Source organism: Undibacterium sp. TJN25, from assembly GCF_049339885.1.
In the GTDB taxonomy this organism is placed as follows: domain Bacteria; phylum Pseudomonadota; class Gammaproteobacteria; order Burkholderiales; family Burkholderiaceae_D; genus Undibacterium.
This window is the reverse complement of sequence record NZ_JBMPPM010000014.1, coordinates 99,358-113,780: the sequence shown is the minus strand read 5'-3', so window position 1 is coordinate 113,780 and position 14,423 is coordinate 99,358. Positions and strand designations below refer to the sequence as shown.

At 57.2% G+C, this 14,423-nt stretch carries 15 protein-coding genes and 2 tRNA genes; 13 read left to right on the top strand and 4 right to left on the bottom strand.

What is annotated here, in order from left to right; translation table 11 throughout:
* Positions 1 to 408: 408 nt before the first annotated feature.
* The 3 genes from ACO0LO_RS26275 (at position 409) to ACO0LO_RS26265 (ending at position 1,191) form a co-directional block, all read left to right on the top strand.
* The gene (locus tag ACO0LO_RS26275) at positions 409 to 816 is read left to right on the top strand and encodes a GtrA family protein (RefSeq protein ID WP_422969004.1); all 408 of its coding nucleotides are present in this window, start codon (positions 409 to 411) and stop codon (positions 814 to 816) included.
* Between the two features lie 184 nt (positions 817 to 1,000).
* A tRNA-Val gene (locus ACO0LO_RS26270) sits at positions 1,001 to 1,076 on the top strand.
* 38 nt (positions 1,077 to 1,114) lie between these two features.
* Positions 1,115 to 1,191: transfer RNA gene (locus ACO0LO_RS26265), tRNA-Asp, on the top strand.
* A 276-nt stretch (positions 1,192 to 1,467) separates the two neighbouring features.
* Here ACO0LO_RS26265 and ACO0LO_RS26260 read toward each other — a convergent pair.
* On the bottom strand, positions 1,468 to 2,376 hold the full coding sequence (locus ACO0LO_RS26260) for a recombination-associated protein RdgC (RefSeq protein ID WP_422969003.1): 909 nt from the start codon (positions 2,374 to 2,376) through the stop codon (positions 1,468 to 1,470).
* 207 nt (positions 2,377 to 2,583) lie between these two features.
* Between ACO0LO_RS26260 and ACO0LO_RS26255 the strand changes: the two genes are divergently transcribed.
* The 5 genes from ACO0LO_RS26255 to ACO0LO_RS26235 all read left to right on the top strand — a co-directional run bounded on the left by ACO0LO_RS26255 (position 2,584) and on the right by ACO0LO_RS26235 (position 7,448).
* The gene (locus ACO0LO_RS26255; RefSeq protein WP_422969001.1) at positions 2,584 to 3,102 is read left to right on the top strand and encodes a DUF6622 family protein; all 519 of its coding nucleotides are present in this window, start codon (positions 2,584 to 2,586) and stop codon (positions 3,100 to 3,102) included.
* Between the two features lie 173 nt (positions 3,103 to 3,275).
* A complete protein-coding gene (argS, locus tag ACO0LO_RS26250; protein WP_422968999.1) occupies positions 3,276 to 4,988 on the top strand; it encodes an arginine--tRNA ligase in 1,713 nt (570 codons plus the stop codon).
* A 65-nt stretch (positions 4,989 to 5,053) separates the two neighbouring features.
* The gene (locus tag ACO0LO_RS26245; RefSeq protein ID WP_422968997.1) at positions 5,054 to 5,725 is read left to right on the top strand and encodes an SPOR domain-containing protein; all 672 of its coding nucleotides are present in this window, start codon (positions 5,054 to 5,056) and stop codon (positions 5,723 to 5,725) included.
* 43 nt (positions 5,726 to 5,768) lie between these two features.
* A complete protein-coding gene (locus ACO0LO_RS26240; RefSeq protein ID WP_422968995.1) occupies positions 5,769 to 6,500 on the top strand; it encodes a thiol:disulfide interchange protein DsbA/DsbL in 732 nt (243 codons plus the stop codon).
* A gap of 126 nt (positions 6,501 to 6,626) precedes the next feature.
* Positions 6,627 to 7,448 (top strand): helical backbone metal receptor, encoded by an 822-nt coding sequence (locus tag ACO0LO_RS26235; protein WP_422968993.1) that lies wholly within the window; start codon positions 6,627 to 6,629, stop codon positions 7,446 to 7,448.
* On the opposite strand, the gene ACO0LO_RS26230 is transcribed toward ACO0LO_RS26235, so the two are convergent.
* Both ACO0LO_RS26230 and ACO0LO_RS26225 read right to left on the bottom strand, forming a co-directional pair.
* On the bottom strand, positions 7,429 to 8,319 hold the full coding sequence (locus tag ACO0LO_RS26230) for a DMT family transporter (RefSeq protein WP_422968991.1): 891 nt from the start codon (positions 8,317 to 8,319) through the stop codon (positions 7,429 to 7,431). The genes ACO0LO_RS26235 and ACO0LO_RS26230 overlap by 20 nt on opposite strands.
* A 79-nt stretch (positions 8,320 to 8,398) precedes the next feature.
* A complete protein-coding gene (locus ACO0LO_RS26225) occupies positions 8,399 to 8,764 on the bottom strand; it encodes a cupin domain-containing protein (protein ID WP_422968989.1) in 366 nt (121 codons plus the stop codon).
* 110 nt (positions 8,765 to 8,874) lie between these two features.
* Between ACO0LO_RS26225 and ACO0LO_RS26220 the strand changes: the two genes are divergently transcribed.
* Positions 8,875 to 9,753, top strand: a complete 879-nt coding sequence (locus ACO0LO_RS26220; protein ID WP_422968987.1) for a LysR family transcriptional regulator — start codon at positions 8,875 to 8,877, stop codon at positions 9,751 to 9,753.
* A gap of 37 nt (positions 9,754 to 9,790) precedes the next feature.
* Here ACO0LO_RS26220 and ACO0LO_RS26215 read toward each other — a convergent pair whose 3' ends face one another.
* Positions 9,791 to 10,864 carry an MBL fold metallo-hydrolase gene (locus tag ACO0LO_RS26215; RefSeq protein ID WP_422968985.1) on the bottom strand — a complete coding sequence of 358 codons (1,074 nt, stop codon included), beginning with the start codon at positions 10,862 to 10,864 and terminating at the stop codon, positions 9,791 to 9,793.
* 222 nt (positions 10,865 to 11,086) lie between these two features.
* On the opposite strand from ACO0LO_RS26215, the gene ACO0LO_RS26210 reads away from it, so the two are divergent.
* The 4 genes from ACO0LO_RS26210 to ACO0LO_RS26195 all read left to right on the top strand — a co-directional run bounded on the left by ACO0LO_RS26210 (position 11,087) and on the right by ACO0LO_RS26195 (position 14,412).
* The gene (locus ACO0LO_RS26210) at positions 11,087 to 11,530 is read left to right on the top strand and encodes a MerR family transcriptional regulator (protein WP_422968983.1); all 444 of its coding nucleotides are present in this window, start codon (positions 11,087 to 11,089) and stop codon (positions 11,528 to 11,530) included.
* Positions 11,531 to 11,633: 103 nt separating this feature from the next.
* The gene (locus tag ACO0LO_RS26205) at positions 11,634 to 12,146 is read left to right on the top strand and encodes a PaaI family thioesterase (RefSeq protein ID WP_422968981.1); all 513 of its coding nucleotides are present in this window, start codon (positions 11,634 to 11,636) and stop codon (positions 12,144 to 12,146) included.
* A gap of 83 nt (positions 12,147 to 12,229) precedes the next feature.
* On the top strand, positions 12,230 to 13,414 hold the full coding sequence (locus ACO0LO_RS26200) for an isovaleryl-CoA dehydrogenase (protein WP_422968979.1): 1,185 nt from the start codon (positions 12,230 to 12,232) through the stop codon (positions 13,412 to 13,414).
* A 68-nt stretch (positions 13,415 to 13,482) separates the two neighbouring features.
* Positions 13,483 to 14,412 (top strand): pyridoxal-phosphate dependent enzyme, encoded by a 930-nt coding sequence (locus tag ACO0LO_RS26195; protein WP_422968977.1) that lies wholly within the window; start codon positions 13,483 to 13,485, stop codon positions 14,410 to 14,412.
* Positions 14,413 to 14,423: the final 11 nt, after the last annotated feature.

The window sequence follows — 14,423 nt, the reverse complement described above, 5'->3', positions numbered from 1 at the left end:
CGAACAGGACCGTGAAACGACTCTGCGCCAATGATAGTGCTGCAACCAGTGTGAAAGTAGGTTATCGTCAGGCTTTTATCCAGAAAACCCCTCCCTCGCAAGACGGAGGGGTTTTTGCTTTAGACTTCCCGCTTTGCCATTCCCATCCCCGATTTGTACCCTCCGCTTCCGCTCGCCGCTTTACATAAAGTTTGTATAGCTGCTGTTTTATGTCGACCTTGAACAGACGGTCTCGTACGATATGGCAGGCACATGAATCCTCGCTCAAAACGACACTTTCCGTTTACCCGGCGTCGCCTAAAACACATAGAATTCAGGCTGGCTGATGAACGGGATTCTCTATCCAGCCTCAGCAGGCGCGCTACTTTCGACGGCACCCTCTACTCACTTTATTCCTGGATTACTTGCATGATGTCCAAACCGGTTCTTCGCCAGTTCATTCGCTTTGCCGCAGTCGGCTTGTCCGGGACAGCAGTGCAGTATGCCTGCGTCGGCATTGCATTGATGCTGTCCGGGAAATCGGCTACGGTTACCGGATCTGCTATCGGCTATATCCTTGGCTCGGTGGTCAACTATGTGCTGAACTATTTCCTGACTTTCGGCAGCGGAAAATCGCACATGGAAGCGGCATCGAAATATTTTGCGGTGCTGGCAGTGGGCTGGTGCCTGAACCTTGGCTTGATGAGCTTGTTCGTGCATCACTGGGATTGGCATCCCTGGCTGTCCCAGGTCATCACGACCGGCATAGGCCTGTGCTGGAATTTTACCGGTAGCAGGTTATGGGCTTTCAGGGAGGTTCCGGCTGAACCAAAGTGAGGGCTGAGCTTGGATGAAAAAACAGGCGGTAGAAGATCTCGAAAAAATAATGTAAAAAATTTAGGAAAAATTGACGGAAAATCTGCAAACTCCCTAGACAAAGTGCGAAATGCATCCTATAATCTTGCTTCTCTAGTCGTTGGTGACAAACGATGAATGTGTATCTGAACTAAGCGAGAACATTGGGTGCTTAGCTCAGTTGGTAGAGCGGCGCCCTTACAAGGCGTAGGTCGGGAGTTCGAGCCTCTCAGCACCCACCATCAGATAGGCATTGAAAGAGAAACAGTCAAGTAGTTTAGGAGTGGTAGTTCAGTTGGTTAGAATACCGGCCTGTCACGCCGGGGGTCGCGGGTTCGAGTCCCGTCCACTCCGCCAAAATATAAAATGCCCGCGCAAGCGGGCATTTTTATTTGCGTGTCCATCCAGCTTTTCACTAATGAGTATATCTCGTAGAAAGAAAAAAGCGCCTGTTGGTGAGAGTTGAATTACTACAAGCCATTCGGTAGCTTGCAGATGTAGGGCGCCCAACTCACTTAGCCCGAAATCAAAAATGCCCGTATAAACGGGCATTTTTTCCACTATCAGCACGGAAAACGTAGATATAACTCAAGCCGGGCAGCGATGCTGAATGCCCGGATTTTAACTACAACATTACGCCGCCATTGCCGCCGGCATCTCACCACCCAGCGCATATACCAGGTCATCCATCATTTTGGCAATTTCAGATGCCATCAAGATGAAATCAGCGTCAAAACGCTCGTCTTCGCCGCTGGCACGCTTGTCGGTTTCTTCATCCAGGATATCCAGCGGTTTGATGCGCTTGATCGCCAGCGTATCGGTCAGCACAAAGGAAATCTTGTCGTCCCATGTCATTGCAAGCTTGGTGCATTGCTTGCCTGCGGCAATATGACGCTGCACGTCGTCTGCATCCAGCGAATGGCGTACGTAGCGGACAGTCGCCTTGTCTTCGGTATGGGCGCGCAGTTCCGTGTCCTGGTCTATCGTAAAACCCTTGGGTGCTTCGTTGCCGGCCAGCCAGTCGGTCATCGCTGCTTGTGGCGACAGCTTGACGCGCAGGCTTTCCAGCGGAATCTTGTCGGCTTTTAACAGCAGTTTGATCACTTCATCGGCCTTGGATGGGCTGGAAGAGTCGACGACCAGCCAGCCGTTGACCGGGTCTATCCAGACAAGCGTATTGCGGCGGATGGAAAAGGCGCGCGGCAGCAGTTCGTCGGTAACCCTTTCTTTCAAATCTTTCATCTGTTTGCGGCCGGGCGCAAAGCCCTGCTGCTCTTCCAGCTCAGCGGCCTTTGCCTTGGTGACCTGATTGATCACGCTGGACGGCAGCAGTTTCTTTTCCGTCGCCAAGGACAGCAGCATCTGGTGGCTCACACTATGTATCAGGTGCTCGTTGTCACGTGGCGATGCCCAGCCCTGGCTCTGCATTTCGCTGGATGGGCACTGCGAAAAGGATTGCGACGCAAGTTGTGTTTCCAGCTTGGCTGTATCGACATTCCATGGCGCCGGCAGGCGGAAAATCTGCAAATTCTTGAACCACATGATCTTGTATCCAGACAGAAAAAACAAAACATTCTACACGCTCGCGCACATTCTCAAGCCGTAAACCTCCGCCTTCGCGACATAAATCGACCCTTCGTCGCAAAGCGCTACGAAAGCCCCAGTGGAAATGAAAAAATGATGTTCATAGATTCACGGACACACGAAATTCTGATTCTCTTTTCGCACTATTTTGACGGGAGCAAAAAAATGTTACAGCAAATTATCATTCACACACCACTTTGGGTCTGGGCCATACTTGCTTTCTTGATGTACCGCGGCTTCATCGCGAGCAGGGATCGGGAGCTGAGCCTGAAAACCGTCTCGGTGATTCCGCTGGTGATGCTGGCGCTGTCGATGCAGGGCATCGCAGGCACGTTCGGTTTCAACCTGCTCAGCATGGGCACCTGGCTGGCGGGCCTGCTGGCGGGAGGCGCAATCTCCTGGTCACTGGTCAACGACAGGAATGTTCGCATACTGCCTGAAAAGAGCGCCGTTTTCTACCGCGGCAGCTGGGGTGCAATGGCGCTGATGATGGCAATCTTCCTGACTAAATATTGCGTTGGCGTCATGATCGCCATCAATGGGCAACTGCGTAGCGAAACCGGCTTTGCTGCCGCAGTCTGCCTGGCATACGGCCTGTTCAACGGCTTATTCCTGGGGAAATTGCTCAGAGTATTGACGATGTATAAACAGCAGGCCGACGCCGTGCTGCAAGTCCAGGCCTGAAGCAGCCGGCTCTCGCCGGCTATATTGCAGGCAAGAGCCGGACAGGGAGGGTATTTGCCCTCCCTGCCGATTTAACAGTGAACAACATGAGCAAGCCGGACAGGCGTGTACCCAAGGTATAATGTCCGTTGTCAAAATTTATTTCCACGGGCTGTCGCCGTCGGACAAACGCCATGCTAGCTCAACAAAAACAAGAAATTCTCGAACTGATCCAATCCGCTGTCGCGCCCTTGCTGGCAGACAGCGGCCTGACGCCGAACATCACGCTGGAACGTCCGCGCGATCCTTCGCATGGCGACATTGCCTGCAATATTGCGATGCAGATTGCCAAGCCGCTGAAGAAAAATCCGCGCGAACTGGCGCAGGCTATCGTGAGTGCGCTGCAGGCAAGCTCCTCCGGCCTGATCGCCAGCGCGGAAATTGCCGGCCCCGGCTTCATCAATATCCGTGTTGCCGCTGCTGCGAAACAGGCCGTAGTCAAAACCATTCTGCAGCAGGGCGGGCAGTTCGGCAAAGGCAACAAGGGAACAGGGCAGAAAGTCATTGTCGAGTTCGTGTCTGCCAATCCCACCGGTCCGCTGCATGTGGGCCACGGCCGCCAGGGCGCGCTGGGCGATGCCTTGTCGGCATTGCTGGACGCACAGGGCTATGACGTTACCCGTGAATTTTATTACAACGATGCCGGGGTGCAGATTGCCACATTGGCGACGTCGGTGCAGGCGCGGGCGCGCGGTTTCAAGCCCGGTGACGCCGGCTGGCCGGAGTCTGCGTATAACGGCGACTATATTGCCGAAATCGCCCAGGATTTCCTCGCGAAGAAAACCGTATCGGCCAGCGATGGCGAACCGGCTATCGCCAGCGGCGATATCGAAGACCTTGAATCCATCCGCAAATTCAGCGTTACCTATCTGCGCAATGAGCAGGATATCGATCTGCAGGCCTTCGGCGTCAAGTTCGACAACTATTATCTTGAAACTTCGCTGTACGGCGAAGGCAAGGTTGAGGCCGCGGTCGATGCATTGAAAAAATCCGGCAAGACCTATGAGCAGGATGGCGCGCTGTGGCTGCGTACGACAGAGTACGGCGACGACAAAGACCGCGTGATGAAAAAGACCGACGGCACCTATACGTACTTCGTGCCGGACGTGGCCTACCATATTGTCAAATGGCAGCGCGGCTATCGCCAAGCCATCAATGTGATGGGCAGCGATCACCACGGCACTATTGCGCGCGTGCGCGCCGGCCTGCAGGCTGTCGATATCGGCATCCCCAAAAGTTACCCCGACTACGTGCTGCACAAGATGGTCACCGTGATGAAAGACGGTGCCGAGGTAAAAATTTCCAAGCGGGCGGGCTCCTACGTGACGGTACGCGATCTGATCGAATGGTCCGGCAATGGCGATATCGCCAAAGGCCGCGATGCGGTGCGTTTCTTCCTGATCTCGCGCAAGGCAGACACCGAATTTGTGTTCGATGTGGATGTCGCGCTGGCGCAGTCCGATGAAAACCCCGTCTATTACGTGCAGTATGCGCACGCGCGCATCAGCTCCGTGCTGGCCCAATGGGGCGGCGACGAGGCTGCGCTGGCGGACCTGATCAACGTCGACCTGTCGCCGCTGACCGCACCACGCGAAGCTTCCATGCTGGCCAAACTGGCCGAATATCCCGAGGCGCTGGAGCGCGCGCTGGAAGAGCTGGGTCCGCACCAGGTGGCATTCTACCTGCGGGATCTGGCCGGTGAACTGCATAGCTATTACAATGCCGAGCGGGTGCTGGTGGATGACCAGGCCGTCAAGATGGCACGCCTGGCGTTGATGTCGGCTACGCGCCAAGTGCTGCGCAACGGCCTCGCGCTGATAGGCGTGTCTGCACCGAGCAAGATGTAAGTGCAGCAGCCTGCATCGCCTTCCCGGAACAATCAGAACTGATTAACAAGTTTTATCGGAGACGCATGAAATCTCAACAAGCAATGCTTCAGTCAGGTTTTCGCCGCCAACAGGGCGGCACCTTGCTGGGGTTGATCATAGGGCTGGTGGTCGGCCTGGCGATTGCGGTGGCGGTGGCGCTGCTGATCACCAAATCCTCGACGCCGTTCACCAATAAAAACGGCAACAAGGCCGACATGCCGACCAGTCAGCTGCTGGATCCGAACAAGCCGCTATATGGCAACAAGGATGCAGCGAAAGAGGCGGCCAAGGACCTGGCCAAAGATGCCAATGCGGCAAAGCCCGCAGATGTTGCGGATAACAAGCCTGCGGCTGCGCTGGAACGGCCCGCCCCTGCGCCAGTTCCCGCACCTGCCGCTGCTCCGGTTGCTGCCAAGCCTGTTGCTGAACCCCGGACGGCAGATGCCCCCGCTGCTGCCAAGGCGGACGGCGGTGACGATAAATACGTGTATTTCCTGCAAGCCGGCGCCTTCCGTGAACAGGCCGATGCCGAAAGCGCCCGTGCCAAACTGGCGCTGCTGGGATTTGAGGCGCGCATCAGCGAGCGTCCGTCGGAAAACGGCAATCTGTACCGCGTACGCATAGGTCCGTTCAGCCAGGTCGAAACAATGAACCGAATGCGCGCAAAGTTGTCCGAGAATAGTGTCGACGTTGCCGTCGTTCGCACTGCCAAATAAATCAAGTAAAACTGAGTTTCGTAAAATTTTTTAAGGAAATGAAATGCGTTTATTTCGACAACTGTTCCTGATCATGGGTTTTGTAGCCGCCGGCGCCAGTGCATCCGTCACTGCTCCGCAACTCGGCGCTGAATACCAGGTATTGGCCAGGCCGCAGCCGGCTGAAGCCGGCAAGAAAGTGGAAGTCATAGAATTCTTCGGCTACTTCTGCCCCCACTGCAATATTCTCGACCCCATGCTGACCCAGTGGGTCAAGAAACAGGGCGATAACATCGTCTTCAAGCGCATCCACGTCGATTTCTCTGAGTCCACGCTGCCTCAGCAAAAGTTGTTTGCCACGCTGGAAGCAATGGGCAAGCTGGAAGAATTGCACAGCAAAGTGTTTTATGCCATGCACGTAGAGCGCAAACGCCTGGGCAGCGATGCCGAAGTGCTGGACTTTGCAGTGAAAAATGGCCTGGACAAGCAAAAATTCCAGGACACCTATAACTCTTTCTCGGTGCGCAGCAAGCTGGGCCGCTCCAAGCAGTTGCAGGAAACATTCAATATTACCGGCGTGCCGACTTTTGCCGTCGAGGGCCGTTATATCACTTCTCCTTCCATCGTCGGCGTGACGATGGGCCATCCTGTGACTGAGCCGGAGCAAAATGCCGCCAGCCTGCAAGTGATGGATTGGCTGGTTGCCAAGGTGCAGAAAGAAAAAGGCGGTGCCGCACCTGCGCCTGCCGCTGCTGCTGCCTCCACCAGCGCTGCCGCATCCGCGAAGAAAAAATAAGCGATCTCTAAGCCGTCTTGCGTTTGGCTCTACAATAAGCCCGTATCCAATACGGGCTTTTTTTATGCATGATACTCTTCAGCTGATGTTCTCCCGCGGTGCTTGCCGCGGGGCCAAGGTGTCCCTTTGACGCAGGGCGCCTTGTTCGATGCGCTGGGCACGCTGCATGCCCCGGTTGCCGGCACCTCCGCGCGTATCGTCAGCCTGGTGCCGTCGATAACCGAACTTGTGTGCGACCTGGGCCTGGCGCCGCTACTGGTGGGGCGTACCGGTTTTTGCATACATCCGTCGGCGCTGATCGGCGATATCCCCAAGATAGGCGGGACCAAGGACGTCAATATCGACAAGATCCGCAAGCTGGCGCCCACGCACCTGATTGTCAATATCGATGAAAATGAAAAACCCACGGTGGACCGGCTGGCCGAGTTCATTCCGCATGTCATCGTCACGCATCCGGTCAGGCCGGAAGATAATCCTGCGCTGTATACACTGCTGGGCGGAATCTTCAATGTGCAGCAACGGGCGCAGCAGCTAAGCACGGAGTTTCAGCTGGCTTTGCAGGGATTGCAGGCACGGCGACCTTCACAGCCGCCGCAGACGGTGTTGTACTGCATCTGGAAAGACCCGTGGATGACGGTGTCGTGCGATACCTATATTGCCAACATGCTGGACCTGATAGGCTGGAAGACCTGGCAGGTTCCGGCCAGCGACAAGCGCTATCCGGTATTTGAGTGGCATGATGCACTGCTGCATGGCGTGGATATGGTGCTGCTGTCCAGCGAACCCTATCGTTTTACCGAGGAGCATGTGGATGCGCTGGAGCGGCAGATCGGCAAGCCGGTCTGCCTCGTCGACGGAGAGCTGATTTCCTGGTACGGCAGCCGCGCCATACGCGGGCTGCATTATCTGAAAGAATTGGCTGACGGGACTAGCGATTGGTCAGCGTGACGCCGGCGATCACCAGCAGGCCGCCTATCACCATTGATGCCAGCACCGGCTCTCCCAGCAGCAAGGCGCCGAAACTGATGCCGAATACCGGCACCAGATTATTGAATACGGCCGCGCGTGCCGGCCCCAGCGCTTTCACACCCTCGTAATACCAGACAAAGCCGATCACAGTGCCACAGGCGCCTAAATACACCAGCGCGCCGACCACCTTCCACGTCACCAGGCTCCAGTCCATGCCGGGTATCTCCGTGGCGGCGCCGGCTGCCAGCATCAATAGCCCCCATAGCGACGCATAGGTAGTCGCAGCAATCGGCGTCAGCCCTTTGAGCGCATGGCGGCCGATGATGGTGTAGGCAGCCCACGCAGAGATGGCGCAGAACATGATCAGTTCACCCGCACCTACCGACTGCGAAATATCATGCAGCGCACCCAGCAAATCGCCGCGTGTGATGATGACGGCCGCGCCGGCAAAGGCAATCGCGATACCCAGCCATTTGCGCGCGCTCAGGTGTTCGCGGAAAAATATCGCGAGCGCCAATGCCGTGACGGTAGGGTTCAGCGCCACGAAAAGCGCAGTGCGGCCCGCCGGCATCAGCGACAAGGCCTTGAAAAAGCAGATGTTATACAAAAAAATGCCGGTAGCGCCCAGAGCAAAGGTCGCCAGCGCCTGTTGCCGCGTCAATCGCGGCAGGCCGCCTTCCAGCTTGTAGGCCAGCGGGATCAGCAAAGTGCAGGCCACCATGAAGCGGAATGCGGCGGCAATCATGTGCGGTATGGTGCCGGCAACCATGCGCCCGGCGATAAAGGTGCCGCCCCAGAACATGGCGACAAAGACAAGTTTGATATAGATGCTGGCAGCAGGTTTGTTCATGAGGCAATTCAGTGGTGCAACCGGCCGGCGTGCTTGCGCACGCCGGCCGGCATGGATAAAACGGGATGGATAAGAGGCCTTAGCCGGCCAGCTGTTCTTCCAGGGAGACCGTGCGGTCCGTCTGCAGTTCACCGGTGTGGAGGGTGGTCACGCTTTCCACCAGGATCAGGCCGCATTCTTCCGCAGCAACCGGATTATGCCGGGTATTTTTAGGAACCACAAAAAAATCGCCGGGACCGAGATGCACGTTCCGGTCTTCCAGCTGCATCGTCAGATTGCCGTAGATGACATAGAACAGCTCGTCTTCGTCCGCGTGACTGTGCCACATGAACTCACCCTTGAGTTTGGCCGCCTTCAGATACTGGTCGTTGACCCGCCCGATGACGCGGGGTGTCCAGTATTCCGTTACCTGTTCCAGCGCCTTGACGAAATTGACTGCATGCATGCCTGTTCTCCCGATGTTGAGTTGGGCAAATGGTAAGCGGCGTGCGTATAATTAGACAACCGAATGTTTTTTATCTGATCCATTAGCACTTCTAATATAAGGGGGTGTCCATGTTCCGCCACGTCGATATCGGCCTGTTGCGCAGTTTCGTTGCTGTTTACGAATCCGGCAGCATCACCGCCGCTGCCAACCAGCTGCACCTGACGCAGGGCGCCGTCAGCCAGCAGGTCAAGCGCCTGGAGCAATTGTTCAGTTGCGCCGTGTTTGAGCGCGACCGGCATGGCGCCAGGTTGACCAATGAGGGTGAGCGCTTACTTGGTCATGCGCGCCGCATGCTCAGGCTGAACGATGAAGTCTGGGCAGATATGAATGCTCCGGCATTTACCGGCGAAGTGCGGCTGGGCGTGCCGCATGACCTGGTCGGCACCCACCTTGCCAGAATACTCAAGTCCTTTGCGCAGAGCTGCCCGAATGTGGAAATATCACTGACATCGGCGTCGTCGGTAGAACTGCAGGAGGCCTTGCGCGCCGGCAAAGTGGAGCTGGCACTGATTGAGGAACCGGCAGGCGAGCCGGGCGCTGACGGTGAATGCCTGGCCGTGGAGCCGCTGGTGTGGGTAGGCTGCGCAGGCGGCGAAGCCTACCGCAAACGGCCGCTGCCGGTAGCGATAGTCACCGAGACCTGCGTTTTCCGCCCGAGGATGTTTGCGGCGCTGGACGCCAAGGGCTTGCCGTGGCGCACCGTGTTTGAAAACAGCAGCATAGAAGCCACCAGTGCAACGGTGCGCATGGACATGACAGTCACCGCGTGGCTGGCTTCCACCGTGCCGCTGGACCTGCAGATACTGGACGCCTCGTCCGGCCTTCCGGCATTGCCGGATTTCGCCATCAAACTGTGCCAGTCGGCCATGCCGCTGAGCGCGCCGGCGCAGGAAATGGCGCGCCACATCCGGGCGGGCTACATGGACCGCCTGAGACAGGCCGCCTAGCAATAGGGCGCTAGCTAGTGCCCTGCGGCTTTGCCTGCTATCTCACCGCGAAGCGCAACACCCCGTCGTCGTCCAGCTGCCGGCGCAACGCACCATCTATCCACAGCTTATGCAGATGCGCGAGCGCCTCGCCGATGGCAAAGGTCATCTGGTGCGCGTCCAGCGCACGCGGGAACATGACGGGAACGATATCGACTGCCGACTGGGGCGTCACGCAGGCTGTCATCACTTCTGCCAGCCGTTCGATATGATGGTCGTTCAGCTGCTGTATGCGGGTATGCAAGCCTTTGAACGGTTTACCGTGCGAAGGCAGGATCAGCACGTCTTCCGGCAAACCGGCAAACTTTTTCAGCGAATCCAGATACTGCTGCACAGGATTGGCTTCTGGTTCTATCGCAAATACCGACACATTGGTGGAAATGCGCGGCAACACCATGTCGCCCGAAATCAACAGGTTCAGCTCCTCGCAAAACAGCGCGGCATGCTCCGGGGAGTGGCCGAAGCCGGTAATCACGCGCCACTTTCGGTCGCCTATCTTTACGTCATGGCCGTCCTGCATGCGGTGGTAGGCGGCGGGCACGGAAGGCACCAGTTTGGTGTAATGGCCTTTGCGGTCCTTGATGCTGTCCTGCATCGCCGGGTCGACAAGGCCGTGTTTCCTGAAATGCGGGTACATTGCCGTGCCGTCGGCACCGGGAAGGCTGGCCGACATCATGCGCGCAAAACTGTATTCGCCCGCCGTCATCCACAACGGCGCATTCCAGCGTGTGCACAGCCAGTCAGCCAAGCCGATATGGTCCGGGTGGCAATGGGTGGCAAGTACGCGTACGATAGGCAGGCCGCGCAAGCCCTCCGTCTGCGAGCCGAACAGCACTTCCCATGCATCGCGGGTGGCGTCGCTGGCAATGCCGCAATCCACGGCTGTCCAGCCGTGCACCATGCCGTGTTCGGTTTCGTAATCGTCTTCGATCAGCCACAGGTTGATATGGTTCAGCGCAAACGGCAGGGCCATGCGCAGCCACAGTACGCCGGGCGCGATTTCCATGACCTTGCCGGTTTCCGGCAGGGTTTCCCCAAAGGGATAGTTCAATTGCATTTCCAGCGGATTCATTCGTCTCTCACTTTTATATTTTTGCTTGTCGTTGTTGGAACACATTTCACCTCTATGGATCAAATGAGTTCTACAGTTTCGCTAAATGCACAGAATGCCCTACAATGTTATTTGACGTTTACGTAAACTGCGATTCAGACAGAGATTGTAATCAGATTTTGCATTTCATGCTGTTTTGCCGATTCCCCCAGTTAAAAACCGCTTGCCCAGATCCTGCCGACGATGCCTACCTACACCATTACCGAATTAGCACGAGAATTCGACATCACGCCGCGCGCCATTCGTTTTTACGAAGACCAGGGCTTGATCAGCCCGTTGCGGGAAGGACCGGGCGGCCGCAACCGGGTGTACACGGCGCGTGAACGCACGCACCTGAAGCTGACGCTGCGCGGCAAGCGCCTGGGCCTGTCGCTGTCCGACATCAAGAGCCTGGTTGACATGTACGGCTCGCCGAAAGATACGGAAGTCCAGTTGCAAAGTTTCCTGCAAGTGCTTGCCAGGCACAGGGCGGCATTGGAACAGCAGCGCGAAGACATCGAAATCATGCTGGCCGAGATCGCTGCGCATGAAGAGCAGAGCCAGAAGCTGCTGATACAAGCCAGGGAACAGCCGGTAAAAGCCAAAAAGGCAACGAAGCCAGCCAAGCTGGAAAAACTGGCAACGTAAAAATACGGTAGGGGCGTTGCCTGCGAATTATAAGGCTGCTTTACGTTTACGTAAACGTCAATTGAAGGTATCATTTTTACCTGGAACAGTGTGCGGAGCCGCGATGCATAACGGAAGCAACGGAAGCAACAGCGAGATCAATGGTGAAACCGGCAAAACAGCCGGCGGAAATACATCGCGTCCTTCGCGTCCCTTATCGCATGAGGTCGCCTTGCTGCTGCTGGACAGTTTCAGCAAGCAGGGCGTGATGACGGCATGGGGTGCGCAACTGACCGAAATGGCGCCGGGCAGCTGTGAAATCTCGGTACCGATGGGGCCGGCGGTGACCCAGCAGCATGGTTATTTCCATGGAGGAGTCATCGGCACCATCGCCGATTCCGCCGGCGGCTATGCCGCCAATACGCTGCTGATGCCGGCCAGCGAATGCCTGACTGCGGAATACAAGATCAATATTGTCGCTCCCGGCATAGGCGACAGGCTGGTTGCGCGAGGCAAGGTGCTGAAGGCCGGCAAAAACCTGGTAGTTGCGAGCACCGAAGTATTTGCCGTCAATCAAGGCGAGGAAAAACTGTGCGCCATCATGCAGCAGACATTGTTTGTAATACCCAAGGCCTGAGCCCAAAGGGCGGCAGGTGCTTGCATCACTGACCATCATAGACCCAGTAATCAACAATACATCCATAATAAAGTGAGGACGACATGCTCCATCTCCCAGGCTTGACTTTCGATCATGGCGAAGACATCGCTGCATTGCGCGAAGCCGTACAACAATTCGCCGCCAATGAAATCGCTCCCCGTGCCGCTGAAATCGACCGCAGCGACCAGTTCCCTATGGACCTGTGGCGCAAGATGGGCGACCTGGGCGTGCTCGGCATGACCGTCAGCGAAGAATACGGCGGCGCCAACATGGGCTATCTGGCACATATTATTGCTATGGAGGAAATTTCACGCGCCTCCGCGTCGGTAGGCCTGTCCTATGGCGCCCACTCCAATCTGTGCGTGAACCAGATCAACCGCAACGGCACGCCCGAACAAAAAGCCAAATACCTGCCCAAACTGATCAGCGGCGAACATGTCGGCGCGTTGGCAATGTCGGAGCCGAATGCCGGTTCCGACGTTGTCAGCATGAAGCTGCGCGCTGACTGGAAAGGCGACCACTGGGTGCTGAACGGCACCAAGATGTGGATCACCAACGGCCCCGACGCCGATACGCTGGTGGTGTATGCAAAAAATGACCTGGAGGCCGGCCCGCGCGGGATGACTGCCTTCCTGATAGAAAAGGGCTTCAAGGGTTTCAGCATTGCGCAGAAACTGGACAAGCTCGGCATGCGCGGTTCGCATACCGGCGAACTGGTGTTCCAGGATTGCGTGGTGCCGGCAGAGAATGTGCTGGGCGGCCTGGGCAAGGGCGTCAATGTGCTGATGTCTGGCCTGGACTTTGAGCGTACCGTGCTGTCCGGCGGCCCATTGGGCATCATGCAGGCCTGTATGGACGTCGTGGTGCCGTATGTGCATGATCGCAAGCAGTTCGGCCAGCCCATCGGCGAGTTCCAGCTGATGCAGGGCAAGCTTGCCGACATGTATTCGACAATGATGGCCTGCAAGGCCTATGTCTACGCGGTAGGGCAGGCTTGCGACCGCGCCAAGAATCCGGAAGCCATACGCGCCATCCGCAAGGACGCCGCCGGCGCGATCCTGTATTCCGCGGAGAAAGCCACGTGGATGGCCGGCGAAGCCATCCAGACGCTGGGCGGCAACGGCTATATCAACGAATATCCGGTGGGCCGCCTGTGGCGCGACGCCAAGCTGTATGAGATCGGCGCCGGCACCAGCGAAATCCGCCGTATGCTGATAGGCCGTGAATTGTTTGCCGAGACCAAGTAAACTTGGGCTTTCTGCTGTCACCTGAGGCGGCAGCAGGGTTCTCACTGGTCTGGAAGGAATGAAAACGCATGACGCATCTGCATAGCAGGACACCGCTGCTGGAACATCGCAGCCTGTCGACTCAACTGGGCAAAAAGGTCTGGCTGAAGCTGGAAAACACGCAAGCTTCCGGCTCTTTCAAACTGCGCGGCATAGGCCTGCTATGCCAGCGTGCAGCGGACAAAGGCGTCAGCCACCTGGTTTGCCCTTCAGGCGGCAATGCCGGTTTCGCCGCTGCGGTAGCCGGTGCGGCGCTGGGCGTGCGCACTACCATCGTGGTGCCGCACACCACGCACGAAAGCGTGCGGCAGAATATACGCGCAATAGGCGCCGACGTGATTGTCGAAGGCAGCGTGTGGGACGAAGCGAATCTGCTCGCGCTGCGTCTGTGCGAACAGCCGGGCGCTGTTTATATTCCGCCGTTCGACCATCCGGATATCTGGGACGGCAATGCAACGATGATCGATGAGCTGGCTGCCGGCTTTGATTTTGATGTCGTAGTCTGTTCTGTCGGCGGAGGAGGCCTGATGAGCGGCGTCGTACAAGGGCTGCATAGGAACGGCTTGCAGCAGGTGCCGGTTATCGCCGTCGAAACGGAGGGCGCCGCATCGCTGGCAGCCGCAGTGCAGGCCGATGAACTGGTGACGCTGCCAGCCATCACCAGCATCGCCACCAGCCTGGGCGCGCGCCGCGTGGCGCAACAAGCGCTGGACTGGACCCGCGTTCATGATATCCGCATGGCCGCAGTCAGCGATGCGCAGGCGGTGGATGCCTGCCTGCGGTTTGCCGATGACATGCGCATGCTGGTGGAGCCGGCTTGCGGCGCTTCACTGGCCGTGGCGTATCAGAACCTGCCGCAACTGGCAGACTTCAGCAAACCGCTGGTCATCGTTTGTGGCGGCATCGGCGCCGATATCGCCAAGCTGCAAGCGTGGAAACTGCAGTTCAAGCTGAACTGACACGAAGCCGA

Coding starts and splice junctions, on each gene's coding strand:
- ACO0LO_RS26275 (WP_422969004.1), top strand. CDS start 409: ATGATGTCCAAACCGGTTCTTCGCCAGTTCATTCGCTTTGCCGCAGTC.
- ACO0LO_RS26260 (WP_422969003.1), bottom strand. CDS start 2,376: ATGTGGTTCAAGAATTTGCAGATTTTCCGCCTGCCGGCGCCATGGAAT.
- ACO0LO_RS26255 (WP_422969001.1), top strand. CDS start 2,584: ATGTTACAGCAAATTATCATTCACACACCACTTTGGGTCTGGGCCATA.
- argS (WP_422968999.1), top strand. CDS start 3,276: ATGCTAGCTCAACAAAAACAAGAAATTCTCGAACTGATCCAATCCGCT.
- ACO0LO_RS26245 (WP_422968997.1), top strand. CDS start 5,054: ATGAAATCTCAACAAGCAATGCTTCAGTCAGGTTTTCGCCGCCAACAG.
- ACO0LO_RS26240 (WP_422968995.1), top strand. CDS start 5,769: ATGCGTTTATTTCGACAACTGTTCCTGATCATGGGTTTTGTAGCCGCC.
- ACO0LO_RS26230 (WP_422968991.1), bottom strand. CDS start 8,319: ATGAACAAACCTGCTGCCAGCATCTATATCAAACTTGTCTTTGTCGCC.
- ACO0LO_RS26225 (WP_422968989.1), bottom strand. CDS start 8,764: ATGCATGCAGTCAATTTCGTCAAGGCGCTGGAACAGGTAACGGAATAC.
- ACO0LO_RS26220 (WP_422968987.1), top strand. CDS start 8,875: ATGTTCCGCCACGTCGATATCGGCCTGTTGCGCAGTTTCGTTGCTGTT.
- ACO0LO_RS26215 (WP_422968985.1), bottom strand. CDS start 10,864: ATGAATCCGCTGGAAATGCAATTGAACTATCCCTTTGGGGAAACCCTG.
- ACO0LO_RS26210 (WP_422968983.1), top strand. CDS start 11,087: ATGCCTACCTACACCATTACCGAATTAGCACGAGAATTCGACATCACG.
- ACO0LO_RS26205 (WP_422968981.1), top strand. CDS start 11,634: ATGCATAACGGAAGCAACGGAAGCAACAGCGAGATCAATGGTGAAACC.
- ACO0LO_RS26200 (WP_422968979.1), top strand. CDS start 12,230: ATGCTCCATCTCCCAGGCTTGACTTTCGATCATGGCGAAGACATCGCT.
- ACO0LO_RS26195 (WP_422968977.1), top strand. CDS start 13,483: ATGACGCATCTGCATAGCAGGACACCGCTGCTGGAACATCGCAGCCTG.